This is a genomic window from Knoellia sp. S7-12, assembly GCF_040518285.1.
GTDB lineage: Bacteria > Actinomycetota > Actinomycetes > Actinomycetales > Dermatophilaceae > Knoellia.
Genome location: NZ_CP155449.1, coordinates 1,601,742 through 1,616,212 on the forward strand (window position 1 = coordinate 1,601,742; position 14,471 = coordinate 1,616,212).

Consider the following 14,471-nt stretch of genomic DNA (forward strand, 5'->3'; position numbering starts at 1 on the left):
CAAGGGAACAGTTCCCTTGCTCCGGACCCGTTTTCCGGGGGCGGCGGGAATGGGGAGCCGTGTGGTCGGGCTCAGGTCGGCTCAAATCTACGGCTGGGTAACATCCATCGCCATGGACACGCCGTGGGAGATCATCAGCAACCCGTTCCACGACCCGGTGACGTTTGCGCTGCCCTTCTTCGCGCTGTTCATCGTGCTCGAGCTGTTCTCGCTGAAGTACCTCGACGACCACGACGACCAGCCACGCATGGGCTACTCGAAGCCCGACACCGCGTCCAACCTCGCAAGCGCCGTCGGGTCGGTCGTCATCAACCTCGGTGCCCGCTTTGCCGCGCTCTTCCTCTACTTCGCGCTGTGGTCGGTGGCGCCGTGGCAGATGGATGCCAGCAACCCGTGGACCTGGGTCTTCACCCTGCTCGCCGTCGACCTGCTCTGGTACGCCTATCACCGGGCCAGTCATCGCATCCGCATCCTGTGGGCAGCGCACCAGGCGCACCACTCGTCGGTCTACTTCAACTACTCGGTGGCGCTGCGACAGAAGTGGAACCCGTGGGGTGAGCTGCTGTTCTGGACGCCGCTCCCGTTGCTCGGTGTGCCGCCGTGGATGATCTTCTTCGCGTTCTCCCTCAACCTCATCTACCAGTTCTGGGTGCACACCGAGACGATCCCCAAGCTGTGGGCCCCGTTCGAGTTCGTCTTCAACACCCCGAGCCATCACCGGGTCCACCACGCGAGCCAGAAGCAGTACCTCGATCGCAACTACGCCGGCATCCTCATCATCTGGGACCGCATCTTTGGGTCCTACGCCGAGGAGGAGGACGCCCCGGTCTACGGGCTCACGGTGCCGGTGACGACACACAACCCGTTCCGCCTCCAGTACGGCGAATTCCTCGCAGCGGTGCGCGACGTGCGTGGTGCCCGGTCGTGGCGCGACCGCGCGGGTTACCTCTTCGCCCCACCCGGATGGAAGCCGGGGGAGCCGACCCTTCCTCCGGAGTCCGAAGCGGTCACCCGCTGACGTCCGCACCTCGGTGCGCCGCCCTAGTGTGGGCGGGTGCCCGAGCCCATCCGACGTGTCCCCGGTGACCTGCTCGTGCACCTGCGTCGAGCTCGCGACCATGTCGACCGTCACTTCGCCGACGAGCTCGACCTCGACGAGCTGGCGGGGATCGCGCGGCTCAGCAAGTTCCACTTCCTCCGGTCGTTCGCCAGCGTCTATGGGCTCACCCCACTTGCCTATCTCGGTGAGCGTCGTGTCGAGCGGGCGCAGGACCTGCTCCGAACTACGAACCTCACGGTGACCGAGGTGTGCCACGCCGTCGGCTATTCGAGTCTCGGCTCGTTCAGCAGTCGGTTCCGCGAGATCGTCGGCGAGACTCCCAGCGCCTTTCAGGCTCGGTATGCCGTGGGCGGCGCCCCTCGCATCCCGGGCTGCTGGGTCTTCATGACCGGCGTCGTCGAGAAGCGCGCTGAACCTGGAACTGGAGCGGACGGCATACCGAGCAATTCGGGAGAAGCGCGGCACTGACTCTGCGGCATACCTTCGATCTCATGATCACCAACGTCTCCCTCGTGTCCGTCTGGGTGAAGGATCTCGATGAGTCCCTCGCCTTCTACACCGACGTCCTCGGCTTCGCCGCCGGCGACGACATCACTCTCGGGGAGGACTTCCGGTGGGTCACGGTGACGCACCCGTCCCAGCCCGAGCTCCAGCTCCATCTCACGACGCCGAGCAAGCCGCTGTCCGACGACCTCATCGCAGCAATGCAGCGCGCCCAGGCTGAGGGCGGACTTCCTGGCGTGGGACTACATGTTGATGACTGCCACAAGACCGTGGAGGACCTCAAGGCCAAGGGCGTCGAGTTCCTCCAGGAGCCCGAGGATCGTCCCTATGGTGTCGAAGCGCTCATGCGCGACAACTCCGGCAACTGGATGGTCCTCGTCGAGCCGCGCGAGTTCACGCCCGAGGACTTCGAGGGCGTCACCTTCGACTGACCCTTTCTCCGCCCATTGCTCGTTCGCGCGCTCTGGGCTGGGCAGGCGAACGGGCAAGAGGTCGGGTGTCAGGGAGCCGGTGTCAGGGCTGCGAGAATGGGCTCATGGCACCGGCTCCCGACTCTTCCCAGCGCGAAGCTGCGCGCAGCCTCGAGATCATGCAGCGGCTGCGTGAGGTCGAGGAGTCGATCCTCGCCCGCGCACCCGAGCACGACCTCGAGCCCTCACTCGACCGCATCCAGGCCGTCATGGAGCTCGCGGGAGACCCCCAGCGCACCTACCCGGTCATCCACCTCACGGGGACCAACGGCAAGACGACGACAGCTCGGGTCATCGAGTCGATCCTGCGTGAGATGGGCCTGACGACAGGGCGATTCACATCTCCGCACATGCACACCATGCTCGAGCGGATCGCCATCGGTGGGCGTCCGATCGAGGCCGAGAAGTTCCTGCGCACCTACGCCGAGGTCATCCCGCTGATCGACCTTGTTGACGCGAGGTCGGCAGAGAACGACGAACCGCGCATGACCTACTTCGAGGTGCTTGTCGCCGTGGCCTATGCCGCGTTTGCCGACGCCCCGGTCGACGTCGCCATCATCGAGGTGGGCATGGGCGGCAGCTGGGACGCGACCAACGTGGCCGACGGCGTCGTCTCGGTCATCACTCCGATTGCCCTGGACCACCAGCACTTCCTCGGCAACACCGTGGGCGCCATCGCCCTCGAGAAGGCCGGGATCATCAAGGCCGACGGCATCGCGATCTCCGCGCAGCAGAATGACCCCGCCGTTGCCGCGATCCTGGCCGAGCGCGCCGAAGAAGTGGGCGCCCAGATCGCTCTCGAGGGTGAGCAGTTCGGCCTCGAGAGCGCCGACGTCGCCGTCGGTGGCCAGGCCCTCACCGTGCGTGGACTCGCGGCGAGCTATCCCGAGCTCTTCCTGCCGTTCCACGGCACGCACATGGCGCAGAACGCCACCCTCGCCATCGCCGCCGTCGAGGCCTTCATCGGCGGTGGGGAGCAGGAGCTGGACCTCGACGTCCTCAAAGCAGGTCTCGCCGCAGCCACCTCACCGGGCCGGCTCGAGGTCGTGCGTCGCAGCCCCACCGTTCTCGTCGACGCCGCACACAATCCGGCCGGCGCGATCGCCCTGCGTGACGGTCTGCAGGAGGCCTTCACCTTCACCAAGCTCGTCGGCGTCGTCGCGATCCTCAAGGACAAGGACGCCTCCGAGATGCTCGAGATCCTCGAGCCGGTTCTCGACGAGGTCATCATCACGCGCACCACGTCAGCGCGGGCCATGCGCCCCAACGACCTCGGCGAGATCGCCAAGGGGATCTTCGGCGAGGCTCGGGTGAGCGTGGTCGACGACCTCCCGGACGCCCTCGACCGTGCAGCGGGCATTGCCGATGAGAGCGGCGTCGGTGGGGGAGTCCTCGCGACCGGCTCGGTCATCACCGCCGCCGAGGTCCGCATGTTGCTGGGCGTCACCGAAGTCTGACCAGAGCCGATCCACCTCCCACTTCTTGCAAGCGTGGGGCAATCCGTCGGATCCTCGGACTGATTGCGCAATACGTCGGCCCCGGCGGATTGCGCAAGAAGTGGGGCAATCCGACGGATTGCGCAATAAGTCGGGGGTACGTGGGGACTCTCAGTCGAGGGGTTCGCCGGCCAGGGCCTTGGCGGCCAGGTGCTCCTCGCTCGCGACCTCCCACACCTCCGCGGCGGCGTGAACACCCAGAGCGACGATCGCGAGCCCTAGGACGAGGTCCGGCCACCCAGAGCCCGTCCACAGCGTCACCAGTCCCATCGCGATGATGGCGAGATTGACCAGCACGTCGTTGCGAGCAGACAGGTATGCCGCCCGCGACAGGCTCCCTCCCACCGTCCGGACTCGCGCAAGAAGCCACGCGCACAAGCCGTTGACGAGGGCTGCCGAACCGGCGGTCAGCACCAGCCAGCCGACATCCGGCGGGGGCGGATCGCCCCACTTGGCCACCGCCTGCCACACCGCGGCTGCGGCAGGGACGAGCAGGATGCCCGCCATGACCTGGCCGGCAACGGCGCGATGTCGGGCGCCCCACCCGAGGGCCAGAGCGATGAGCAGGCTGATGGCTGTGTCCTCGAGGCAGTCAACACTGTCCGCGAAGAGCGCGACCGAGCCGATCGCCAATGCCATCGAGGCCTCGACCCAGAACCACGCGAAGTTGATCCCGGCGACGACGAGCACGACCCGACGCAGTCTGGAAGGCGAGGGCAGGGGCGCACGTGAGCGTGATCGTGAGGGCGCTGGGAGGGGCACTGGTCCATCCAACCAGCGGACTGGCACACGCGGGCGGGTCCGCGTGGTGGCGCACTTACTAGGGGAGAGTGATCGCGATGCCAGTGGTTGACTGGCCGTCGGTCAGCGTGATCGGCGTCGCCAGGGCGAGAGGGACGCTGCCGCTCCAGCAGTATTCGGTGCTTGTCATCGAGCGGGCGGCGCACGCCAGGACCGTTCCCGGATGGACTCGTGCCGACCAGATGCCCGTGGAGAAGTTGGGAAGCGCGATCCCGAACCGAGTGCCGTTGGCTCGGTAGAGGTTCACACGTGTGGCAGTGCTGAGGGGTGCAGAGGTTCCACTGGCGACCTTCACCCTTAGCTCGGCGAGGGCTTCTGCCTCAAGGTTGATGTTGGTCGCGGAGCCTGCCGCCACGGAGATCGTTTTGGCGCCCGCTGCTGCCAGGGTGGCCGGCTGAATCGAGTTGGCTCGCTGCACATCCGGGTACCACTCTCCCGCGAGCCCGAAAGGCGTGGCTGTCGTCGAGGTCGGGTTGCCGAGCTGCACGTAGTACTCACCTGCCGCGACTCGCGGGACGTTCCACTGCCCACTGACGACGGAAGCGTCGTACTGGCGCTTGTCGCTGTTGCGGATCAGCGTGACGATCGCGCTCGTCAGAGGCCGACCGGTGTAGTCCGTCGCGGCGCCCTGAACGGTCCCGGCCGGTTCCAGAACGATGTCTGTCCCCGCAACGCGCTCGCCAAGGGCCAGAGCGAAGGTCGTGGGGTGGACCCACGACGGGTGACACCCGTCGGCGTATGCCGGGTCCGGCTCCCCGAACGCCCCGGCTCGAGCACAGGGCGTCACAGTTTCGCGGCCCAGCGGCAACGTGAGGTTGTACGAGCCGTCAGCCCCGCTGCGTGCGTTCCCGCCGTCGTCGGGTGCGGGCATGACCCAGGCACCGGAGATCCCGCGACCGACGTTGTCGATGACGCGCCCCGTCGCCGCCCTTTCGCCAGTGACCCAGCCCACCAGGTCGACGACCACGTCCACCGATGCCGCAGCGCCACCGTTGGTCACGGTGATGTCGTTGTCTTGGCGTGCGACAACCAGGTTGGTCGTGGCCCGGCCCGCGACGTAGTTCACTGCCGAGGTGGGGTTCTGCGCGATGTTGTTCGCGCTCACGGTCAAGTGACCGGCGCCGCTGGCGCCGGTGGCCGTGACGGCCAGCACCGCCGCGCTGGCTCCCTCGGGTCGGCCAGAACGATCGAGGGTCAGGGTCTCTCCGCGCCGGAGCGGCCCTGCGATGCGCGTGTCCCAGATGCGGGTGGGTGACACGGGCACGACACCGGCAAGGGTGCGGGCGCCATCCCCGGAGCGAGTCCATCCGAAGGCGTCGACGATGAGGTGAATGGGTCGGGAGGAAGCGTTGTATGCCGTCACCGCACCTGTGGCGCTCAACCTGGCGAGGGTGAGGGCGGCCCGTGTGTCGGCGGGGCCGAAGTTCAGGTTCGAGGTCAGTGGTCGAGACGTACCGGCGGCGTGGACCGTGAGATGTCCCGCGGCCATCGTCTGGGTCGCGGTGAAGTTGAGCCACGCTGCACCGACCCCAGTGGAGGGGACGCCCCCACGCCCGGCGATCTGGACGTTGATGGCGCCGTGACTCGGAATGGTGACCCGCGCGCGGGTGTCCAGGAGGCGGCTCGGGAAGATCGTCTTCGTGGTCCCGGCGACGGTTGCGGGACCGGGCATCACGAAGCTCTGCACGTCAAGGATCACGTGGGTCGTCCCCGGGGAGGCATTCTTCACGGAGATGCAGCCCACGACGCCGAGTTCGACCACGGCCAGGTTGGACGTGGTCGACCCCGCACTGAAGTTGAGGTTCGAGACGGAGGGCTGGTCGTGGCCGGCACTAAACGCGGTGAGGTGACCCGCCCTCGTGGGGGACACCGCAGTCATGTTGACGACAAGAGCTGCTGCCTCAGTCGGCACCCTCCGGCCGGTCACGCAGGCCATCCGCACTTCACCGGCGGCCAGTGGGCGCTCGGCTCGCGAGTCATACATCCGGAACGGCGACACGGTGCCGACGATGCCGGTGGCCGCCGGTTCGATCCGGGGCGTACTGGTCGACGTCGACGCGGCCGGGATCGGGGTCGTCGGAGCACCCGAGGCGCTCGGGGTGCCGGCCAAGAAGCCGAGCGAGACGATCGCCATCGCGGTCGTCAATGCCCATCGACGAGTTCTCATGTCTTCCCCTCACACCGCAGGGCCCACTCGAACCTGCTGGGGCAGAGCGTAGGGCCATCCGTCGGGCGGCATACCCTCGTTGCATGCATCCGATCACCAAACTGGTCCTCATCATCGCCATCGCGGCGCTGGCGTTCTGGCTCGTGACGAAGCTGCGTGAGAGCACGCGTGGCGACAAGGTCAACTTCCGGCCGGTCGAGGACCTGCCGCTCGAGGTGCAGCAGTCCATCGATCTCGCCCTCGCCAAGGGCAAGAAGATCACCGCGATCAAGCTCTACCGGCAGGCCACCAAGGCGCCACTCGAGGCAGCCAAGGCCGCGATCGACGTGCGGGAGTGGAAACGCGGATGAGGCGGCTTCCCCTCTTTGGACAGATGGGCAAGATGACCTGGCGGATGCTCGCGAGCGTGCTCGGCAGCCAGGCGCTGGTGATCCTGCTGGGCGCCCTGCTCGCCCGCGGCACGGCCATCGCGCAGGGTGACGACAACTCCGGGACCCTCCTCTGGGCGGGGTGCGCGCTGGCGGTCCTCGCCTTTGTCGCCGCCGGACTCCTTCGCGGACCGCTCGGGCTTCCGCTCGGCTGGCTCGTCCAGCTGCTCACCTGGCTCAGCGCCTTCCTCGTCCCCGCCATGATTGGCGTCGGCCTCATCTTCACCGGGCTCTGGGTCCTCTGCCTCATCAAGGGTCGAGAGGTCGACGCCATGATGGCGGCCCGCGCACGCGACGCCGAGACCGCTCGCTAGGCTGACCCGCGTGACCATCGAACGCTCGCTCGTCCTCGTCAAGCCTGACGGCTACGCCCGCGGTCTCTCGGGGGAGGTGCTGCGTCGGATCGAAGCCAAGGGATACACCCTGGTTGCTCTGGCCGTGACCAGCCCGACCCGCGAGATGCTCGCCGCCCACTACGCCGAGCACGAGGGCAAGCCGTTCTATGAGCCGCTCCTCGAGTTCATGTCGTCCGGCCCGGTGACCGCTGCGGTCATCGAGGGTCAGGGCTGCATCCCCGGCTTCCGCTCGCTCGCCGGTGCAACGAACCCGACCGAGTCGGCCCCCGGCAGCATCCGCGGGGATCTGGGCCGCGACTGGGGCGCGAAGGTCCAGAAGAACATCGTCCACGGATCCGACTCCCCGGAGTCGGCCGCGCGCGAGATCGCGATCTGGTTCCCGCAGCTCTGACGGCTCCGGACTCGCCGCGACCATTCACGAGAATGGCTTGTTTTCATCGGGCAGAACCGCCGGTAGCGCTCTAGGTTGAGGACTCGCGGCCCACCAGGCCGCCTTCCCTTGATGAAGGAGCGGGTATGAGGATCACTCGAGTTGGGCCGGGGGTGCTGGCCACGGTTGCGCTGGCAGCCGCCGGCCTCGCAGGCACGGGAGCCGCCACCGCGGCACCCCAGCCCAAGGCGCAGGACGACAAGGTGCAGATCGTCACCGTCCATGCGGCCACGCAGAAGGAGCGCTCGGCGGTCAACGCCCTGGGCCTCGACACCACGGAGCACGCCGACACCACCGGCGTCGACGTCGTGCTGCACGAAGCGGCTGACGTGGCCAAGCTGCGCGCGTCGGGCAAGAAGTGGACGGTGAAGGTTGCCGACCTCGCTGCCGTGGAGCGGGCCAACAAGGCCAAGGACAAGGCGTATGCCGCGAGCGTGGCCGAGTCCGAGCTCCCCAGCGGTCGCACTGGCTATCGCCAGCTCGCCGACTACAACTCCGAGATGGCGGCGCTGGCCGCGAAGTACCCGACGAAGGTCAAGCCGCTGACCCTGGCGAACCCGTCCGTGCTCGGCAAGCCCATCCAGGGCATCGAGATCACCGACAACGCAGCCAACACCAAGGACGGCAAGCCGGTCTTCCTCCTCATGGGCGCCCACCACGCCCGCGAGTGGCCGTCGTCCGAGCACTCGCTGGAGTTCGCCTACGACCTCCTCGAGAGCGGCGACGCACGCAACGCCGGCCTGCTCAAGAGCATGCGCACGATCGTCGTCCCCGTGGTCAACGTCGACGGGTTCGAGATCTCGCGAAAGGCAGCGCCGCTGGGGAACTTCTCGCGGTTCGACTACGAGATGAAGCGCAAGAACTGCGCCATCAGTGCCACCACCCCCGTGCAGTTCACCACCGGCCCGTGCGACAACAACCTGGCCGGACGGCTGCGGGGCACCGACCCCAACCGCAACTATCCCGGATTCTGGGGTGGTCCCGGCGCCGACTTCGAGTGGGACAGCGACACCTACCGCGGTGACGGCCCGGGCAGCGAGCCCGAGGTCGACGCCGTGCGCAAGCTCGTCAGCTCACGTCAGGTGACCAACCTCATCACCAACCACACGTACAGCAACCTCATCCTGCGTCCGCCGTCGCTGGCCTCGACGGGCTTCAGCCCCGACGAGCTCAAGTACCGCGCGCTCGGAGCCTCGATGGCCGAGCACAACGACTACGCCAACATCCCGTCGTTCGGTCTCTACGACACGTCGGGCTCGACCGAGGACTGGAGCTACTGGAACACCGGTGGTCTCGGCTTCACCTTCGAGATCGGCACGGAGGGCTTCCACCCGCCGTACCAGACCGGAGTGGTCGCGGAATACGCCGGTCTCGCCCCCGCGGCCGGAGCAGGCAAGGGCGGCAACCGTGCGGCTTACTACCGCATGGCAGCTGCCACGGTGGACAAGACGCTGCACTCGACGATCACGGGCAAGGCGCCGGCCAACACCGACCTCACGATCCGCAAGACCTACCAGGGCATGACCTCACCGGTCATCGCACCGGACGGCTCCGTGGGAGCACCGATCCCGTTCACCGACGTCCTCACCTCGTCGCTCGCGGGCAAGGGTGGCTCGTTCTCGTGGGCGGTCAACCCCTCGACCCGACCGATCGTCGCCGGTCGCTACGGTCGTGACGCGGTGGCGCCGCAGCAGCCCAGCTCACCGATCGCCAACCCGGCTGGTCTCCCGCCGGTCGGCGGCTCGGAGTTCTCGAACGTCACCATCCAGGGTCTTCCGACCTACGACAACGGCAAGGTGCTCTTCACCTTCGGTTGGCAGGGTCCCAACCCCGATCCGAACGTTGACTGGGACTTCTTCATCTACGACTCGGCTGGCAACCAGGTCGCGTCGGCAGCAACCCTGGCCAACCCGGAGATCGCGGCCGCTCTTGACCCGGTGCCCGGTGGCTACCGTGTCGAGGCTGTGAACTACGGCGGCGGTTCGGCTGCTGACTGGACCGGCACGATGTCCTTCCAGGCGCCGGACCCGGCCATCGTCACGGGCGTCAAGGAGACGTGGAACCTCACCTGCGAGAACAAGCAGGGCAAGGTCCTCGGCACCCGCAGCATCGTCGTCGACCGCGGCGAGTCCGTTGACGTCGGCAACCCCTGCAACCGGGGCAAGAACCCCAAGCAGTGACGCACGAGTCGCCTTGCGAAGGGTGACAACAATGCCAAGGTATGCCGTCCGCGCACGTGCGCGGACGGCATACCTGCGTCTGTGGCCCTTGCGTCCGCAGTTCTGGTGACCCCACCGTCACATTGCCGCACGCAAGGTCAGGGGAGACGCGTGTTGGGCTGGGTCGGGCACCGGCAGCCCGCGTAGCATCGCGAACGTGGCTGGACTGGACCGATGGATGCGCGGGCGTGACCTCGCGATCGACCTCGGGACCGCCAACACGGTGATCTATGAGCGGGGTCGCGGGGTCGTCCTCGACGAGCCGTCGGTCGTGGCCGTGCGCACCGGGACCTCTCAGCTCCTCGCCGCCGGGCACCGCGCCAAGGAGATGCTTGGCCGCACGCCCGACTCGGTCAGTGCCATCCGCCCGCTACGTGACGGAGTCATCTCCGACGCCGACGTCACCGAGCGGATGCTGCGCTGGTTCGTCGACCAGGTGTCGCCGTCCAAGATCTTCCGCCCGCGCATGGTCGTGTGCGTGCCGAGCGACATCACGAGCGTCGAACGTCGTGCCCTCGAGGACTCCACCCTGCGTGCTGGTGCGCGGCGAGTCCATGTCATCGAGGAGCCGATGGCGGCTGCGATCGGAGCCGGCCTCCCCATCGAGGAGACCAACGCCTCGATGGTCGTCGACCTCGGTGGTGGCACGACCAACGTCGCCGTCATCAGCCTCGGCGGCATCGTCACGTCACGTTCGATCCGCATCGGTGGTGATGAGGTCGACGAGGCGATCATCGCGCACGTGAAGTCCGAGTACTCCCTGCTCATGGGCGAACGCAGCGCCGAGCAGATCAAGGTCGCGGTCGGCTCGGCGTTCCCGATGCGCGAGGAGCTCAGCGAGCGGGTGCGCGGTCGTGACCTCGTGACCGGTCTGCCCAAGACGGTGTCGATCTCGTCGGTCGAGGTCCGCCGTGCCATCGAGACGCCCGTGCTGCAGATGGTCGAGTTGGCGCGGGCCGTCCTCGACGTGTGCCCACCCGAGCTCGCGGGCGACATCCTCGACCGCGGAATCACTCTCACCGGCGGTGGTGCGCTGTTGCGCGGGCTCGCCGAGCGGATGCACCACGAGCTGGGTGTCCCGGTCGTCGTCGCCGACGACCCGCTGCGCGCCGTCGCCCGGGGTGCGGGCAAGTGCATCGAGGAGTTCGACACCCTGCACCGCGTCCTCGTCGACAACCGTCGGCTGTGAAGGGCGACGCGTCCGACCGTCGACGCCGTCGGTTCGTCGCGCTCGCAGTGCTCGTGACCCTGGCGCTCGTGCTCGTCGACCTCGTCGGTGGTCCGGGGCCGGGACTGCTGCGGCGCGGCGCTGCCACCGTCCTCGGTCCGCTCGAGCGCGTGCTCGCTCCCGGAGGTCGCCCCGGTGAGGAGGACCTGCGGCGCGAGAACGACCGTTTGGCCAGCGAGCTGCGTGAGGCCGAACTGGCAGGCGGCGATGCAGCTGCCCTGAAGTCTCTGCTGGCGGCACCGTCCACCGCTGGGGCCCGCGTCGTCCCGGCGCGGGTCGTCGGGGTTGGTGCACCCGGCCCTCAGGGCATCGTCCGCATCACCATCGATGTCGGTAGCCGCGACGGCGTCACCGCTGACCGCACCGTCGTCTCCGGCAACGGGCTGGTGGGCCGCGTGGCGGCGGTGGCGCCCTGGACGAGCGACATCTTCGTCGTCGGAGGGCCGGAGGTCTCTGTTGGTGTGCGCGTCGGGGCGTCAGGCGCGCTCGCCACCGTCGGAGGGACCGCCGCCTCAGCGGCCGAGCGGGACACCGGGGAGCTCGGGATCAGCCTCGTCCAGACTGGCGCGCTGCGCGTTGGCGACGAGGTGCGCACTCTTGGCAGCGTCGATGGCCGCCCGTTCGTCCCAGGTGTCCTCGTCGGCACCGTCAGTGCGGTCGAACCACGACGCGGCCGGCTCGCGGCGTCGGGCACCCTGCGACCTGCCGTCGACGTCGGTGCGCTCTCGGTCGTCGGCGTGCTTCTCACCGGACCGCGTGCCACCCCACGGGCGACGGTCACCGGGGGAGCGCCGTGACCGTGTCGGGGGTGGCGCTGCGTGGCGCACTCCTGCTCGTTGGCGCCGTCCTCGCCGTGACCCTCGGCGCTCGGCACCTCGCGCCTCTGCCCGACCTCGTCCTCGTCGTCGTCGCGTCGGCAGCATTGCGCTCGGGGCCCCGGGTCGGCCTGATCACGGGCCTGGTCGGCGGTTGGCTTCTTGATCTCCTGCCGCCGGGCTCGGCCGTGCTCGGCACCCAAGCCCTCCTGTATGCCGTGTGTGGCCTTCTCGTCGGCCTCGCCCGGCGTCCCGGTCACGTGTCGTTGGTGTGGGTCGTCGCCGTGATCGCCGCCGCCGGGTGCGGACTCGAAGTGGTGCGGGCCCTGCTTGCGCTGGCCCAGGGTGTGCCCGTTGAGGTGGCGTCGTCCTTGGGGCGGGTGCTCGCGACGGCAACGGTGGCCCTCGTCGTCGTGCCGCTCGTCACCGCTGTCGAGCGCCGCGCCGACCAGCGGAGGTTCGCGTGACGAACGTCGGGATCCGGCCTCGCGACGGGTCCGCGCACCAGGGCCGATTCCTTGCTGCCGGGGCGGTCGTCACATTGCTCTTCGTCGTCCTCTTCGGCCGCCTCGGGCAGGTGCAGCTCACCGAACACGCCGACTACGCCGCTGCGGCTGCCTCGCTCAACACTCGCGAGATCATCGTGCCTGCCGTGCGTGGGCGCATCCTCGATCGGACGGGAAAACCGTTGGCGGACAACACCTCTGCCACGGTCGTGACGCTTGAACGCCGGATCGTTGCCGAGAGCGATGATGGTGCTCGGGCAGTGCTGACGCAGGTGGCCGCCGTGCTCGAACGCCCGGTGGACGAGCTGCTGGCCAGGACCCACCTGTGTGGTGAGGCAGACGCCCCGCCGGCACCGACCTGCTGGGCCGGCTCGCCGCAGGTGCCGATCCCAGTGGCGAGTGGAGTCGACCCGCAGCGGGCGCTCAGCCTCGTCGAGCGACCGGACCTCTATCCGGGGGTGGCCGTGGAAGCGGTGCCGGTGCGTCGCTACCCCGCGCCGCTCGGCGTCAACGCCGCCCACCTCCTCGGCTACCTCGGCCGCGCCACCGACAAGGAGGTCGCGGCGCCGGACGGTGTGATCACGGCCGACGACCTCGTGGGGCGTGCAGGACTGGAGCAGCAGTACGACACAGTGCTGCGCGGCACTCCCGGCCGCACGACCGTGTCGGTCGACCCTCGGGGCCTCGTCACCGGCGTCGTGGCGCAGACCGACCCTGTGCCCGGGCGGGACCTGGTGACGAGCATCGACGCCTCCGTCCAGGCGGCCACCGAGAAGTCACTGGTCCGCGAGATGACGGCGGCGCGCCAACGCGGCCAGCCGGCCGACTCTGGTGGCGCCGTCGTCCTCGACATCACGACGGGGCAGGTGGTGGCCTCGGCGAGCGCTCCCACCTATGACCCCAACGTGTGGACCGGTGGCATTTCGGCAAAGGAGTACGCCGCGCTCACCGCACCGACGGCTGGGACGCCGCTGCTCTCACGTGCCACCGGGGCGGCGATGCCACCGGCGTCGACGCTCAAGGCGCTGAGCGTGCCGGCCGCCGTGGCTGCCGGCAACCCGCTGACGGGCATCTATCAGTGCGGTTCGAGCTATCGGATCGGCAACCGGTCATTCCAGAACTTCGAGTCGCGTGCCTACGGTCCGATCACGTTCCACCGAGCACTCGAGGTCTCGTGCGACACCGTCTTCTATGACGTCGCCTACCGGTCGTGGCTCGCGCTCGGTGGGCTCAGGGGGGCTGATGCCAAGGACCCCTTCATCACGACGGTCCGTGACTTCGGGCTCGGCAAGCGCACGGGCATCGACCTGCCGGGGGAGAGCGCCGGCCGCATTCCTGACCGGGCGTGGAAGCGCGCTGTCTGGGACGAAACCAAGGACGAGACGTGCACGCGGGCCAAGTCCGGCTATCCGGAGGTCGCCAAGGACGACCCGGCGCGGGCGGCATACCTCCTGTCCCTGGCCAAGGAGAACTGTGCGAGCGGTGCCCAGTTCCGGGCCGGTGACGCAGCGAACTTCGTGATCGGTCAGGGAGATGTCGCGACGACGCCACTGCAGATGGGAGTCGCGTATGCCGCGATCGCCGGTGGGGGTGTCGTGCGCACCCCGCGCGTCGGGGTGAAGACCGTTGATCCGGTTTCCGGTGTGGCACAGACGATTCCGGCCGGTCCCACGCACTCCGTCACCCTTGCGAAGGACGTTGCGTCGTACGTCCAGAGCGGACTGCGAGCGGTGGTCGTGAGTGGGACGGGAGCGCGGGCCTTCGCTGGAATGCCGACGGACTGGCCCGTCTCCGGCAAGACCGGGACTGCCGAGGTCTTCGGGAAGAGGGACACAGCGTGGTTCCTGTCCTATGCGCCGACGACCAAGCCCCGGTATGCCGTGTCAGTGGCCGTGAGCCAGGGCGGTCACGGCGGCGAGACCGCCGCGCCGATCGCCCGCTCCATCCATGAGGCACTGCGCCTGCTGCCGCGGTGACCGCTCCGGGTTTGG

At 68.5% G+C, this 14,471-nt stretch carries 14 protein-coding genes; 12 read left to right on the forward strand and 2 right to left on the reverse strand.

All coding sequences use genetic code 11. The annotated features are described in order from the left end of the window. Positions 1–112: 112 nt before the first annotated feature. The 4 genes from V6K52_RS07760 to V6K52_RS07775 all read left to right on the forward strand — a co-directional run bounded on the left by V6K52_RS07760 (position 113) and on the right by V6K52_RS07775 (position 3,491). Positions 113–1,018, forward strand: a complete 906-nt coding sequence (locus V6K52_RS07760) for a sterol desaturase family protein (protein WP_353953298.1) — start codon at positions 113–115, stop codon at positions 1,016–1,018. Positions 1,019–1,054: 36 nt separating this feature from the next. Next, complete coding sequence (locus tag V6K52_RS07765; protein WP_353953299.1) at positions 1,055–1,528, forward strand: AraC family transcriptional regulator; 474 nt, start codon at positions 1,055–1,057, stop codon at positions 1,526–1,528. Between the two features lie 23 nt (positions 1,529–1,551). Then, entirely contained in the window at positions 1,552–1,995 is a 444-nt protein-coding gene (locus V6K52_RS07770; protein WP_353953300.1) for a VOC family protein, read from the forward strand. A gap of 104 nt (positions 1,996–2,099) precedes the next feature. Further along, positions 2,100–3,491 carry a folylpolyglutamate synthase/dihydrofolate synthase family protein gene (locus tag V6K52_RS07775; RefSeq protein WP_353953301.1) on the forward strand — a complete coding sequence of 464 codons (1,392 nt, stop codon included), beginning with the start codon at positions 2,100–2,102 and terminating at the stop codon, positions 3,489–3,491. 150 nt (positions 3,492–3,641) lie between these two features. On the opposite strand, the gene V6K52_RS07780 is transcribed toward V6K52_RS07775, so the two are convergent. Together V6K52_RS07780 and V6K52_RS07785 are read right to left on the reverse strand one after the other, a co-directional pair. Then, the gene (locus tag V6K52_RS07780; protein ID WP_353953302.1) at positions 3,642–4,220 is read right to left on the reverse strand and encodes a cation transporter; all 579 of its coding nucleotides are present in this window, start codon (positions 4,218–4,220) and stop codon (positions 3,642–3,644) included. Between the two features lie 130 nt (positions 4,221–4,350). Then, positions 4,351–6,498 (reverse strand): hypothetical protein, encoded by a 2,148-nt coding sequence (locus V6K52_RS07785; protein WP_353953303.1) that lies wholly within the window; start codon positions 6,496–6,498, stop codon positions 4,351–4,353. Positions 6,499–6,581: 83 nt separating this feature from the next. On the opposite strand from V6K52_RS07785, the gene V6K52_RS07790 reads away from it, so the two are divergent. From V6K52_RS07790 to mrdA, 8 genes are all read left to right on the forward strand, one after another. After that, positions 6,582–6,848 (forward strand): hypothetical protein, encoded by a 267-nt coding sequence (locus V6K52_RS07790; RefSeq protein ID WP_353953304.1) that lies wholly within the window; start codon positions 6,582–6,584, stop codon positions 6,846–6,848. Continuing rightward, positions 6,845–7,240, forward strand: coding sequence for a DUF4233 domain-containing protein (locus V6K52_RS07795; protein WP_353953305.1), 396 nt, complete (start codon positions 6,845–6,847; stop codon positions 7,238–7,240). Before V6K52_RS07790 ends, V6K52_RS07795 begins: the two co-directional genes overlap by 4 nt. Positions 7,241–7,250: 10 nt before the next feature. Further along, complete coding sequence (ndk, locus tag V6K52_RS07800; protein ID WP_353953306.1) at positions 7,251–7,673, forward strand: nucleoside-diphosphate kinase; 423 nt, start codon at positions 7,251–7,253, stop codon at positions 7,671–7,673. 125 nt (positions 7,674–7,798) lie between these two features. Beyond that, positions 7,799–9,892 carry a M14 family zinc carboxypeptidase gene (locus V6K52_RS07805; RefSeq protein WP_353953307.1) on the forward strand — a complete coding sequence of 698 codons (2,094 nt, stop codon included), beginning with the start codon at positions 7,799–7,801 and terminating at the stop codon, positions 9,890–9,892. A 217-nt stretch (positions 9,893–10,109) separates the two neighbouring features. Continuing rightward, positions 10,110–11,120: a rod shape-determining protein gene (locus V6K52_RS07810; RefSeq protein WP_353953740.1), complete on the forward strand. Its 1,011-nt coding sequence runs from the start codon at positions 10,110–10,112 to the stop codon at positions 11,118–11,120. Then, on the forward strand, positions 11,117–11,956 hold the full coding sequence (gene mreC / locus V6K52_RS07815) for a rod shape-determining protein MreC (RefSeq protein ID WP_353953308.1): 840 nt from the start codon (positions 11,117–11,119) through the stop codon (positions 11,954–11,956). The genes V6K52_RS07810 and mreC overlap by 4 nt, the downstream gene beginning before the upstream one ends. Next, positions 11,953–12,441 carry a rod shape-determining protein MreD gene (gene mreD / locus V6K52_RS07820; protein WP_353953309.1) on the forward strand — a complete coding sequence of 163 codons (489 nt, stop codon included), beginning with the start codon at positions 11,953–11,955 and terminating at the stop codon, positions 12,439–12,441. Before mreC ends, mreD begins: the two co-directional genes overlap by 4 nt. After that, positions 12,438–14,456: a penicillin-binding protein 2 gene (gene mrdA / locus V6K52_RS07825; protein WP_353953310.1), complete on the forward strand. Its 2,019-nt coding sequence runs from the start codon at positions 12,438–12,440 to the stop codon at positions 14,454–14,456. Before mreD ends, mrdA begins: the two co-directional genes overlap by 4 nt. Positions 14,457–14,471: the final 15 nt, after the last annotated feature.

Excerpts from the sequence above, each read along its gene's own strand:
- V6K52_RS07805 (WP_353953307.1), top strand. The coding sequence starts at position 7,799 with ATGAGGATCACTCGAGTTGGGCCGGGGGTGCTGGCCACGGTTGCGCTG.
- V6K52_RS07795 (WP_353953305.1), top strand. The coding sequence starts at position 6,845 with ATGAGGCGGCTTCCCCTCTTTGGACAGATGGGCAAGATGACCTGGCGG.
- V6K52_RS07785 (WP_353953303.1), bottom strand. The coding sequence starts at position 6,498 with ATGAGAACTCGTCGATGGGCATTGACGACCGCGATGGCGATCGTCTCG.
- V6K52_RS07775 (WP_353953301.1), top strand. The coding sequence starts at position 2,100 with ATGGCACCGGCTCCCGACTCTTCCCAGCGCGAAGCTGCGCGCAGCCTC.
- V6K52_RS07770 (WP_353953300.1), top strand. The coding sequence starts at position 1,552 with ATGATCACCAACGTCTCCCTCGTGTCCGTCTGGGTGAAGGATCTCGAT.
- V6K52_RS07810 (WP_353953740.1), top strand. The coding sequence starts at position 10,110 with ATGCGCGGGCGTGACCTCGCGATCGACCTCGGGACCGCCAACACGGTG.
- V6K52_RS07790 (WP_353953304.1), top strand. The coding sequence starts at position 6,582 with ATGCATCCGATCACCAAACTGGTCCTCATCATCGCCATCGCGGCGCTG.
- V6K52_RS07760 (WP_353953298.1), top strand. The coding sequence starts at position 113 with ATGGACACGCCGTGGGAGATCATCAGCAACCCGTTCCACGACCCGGTG.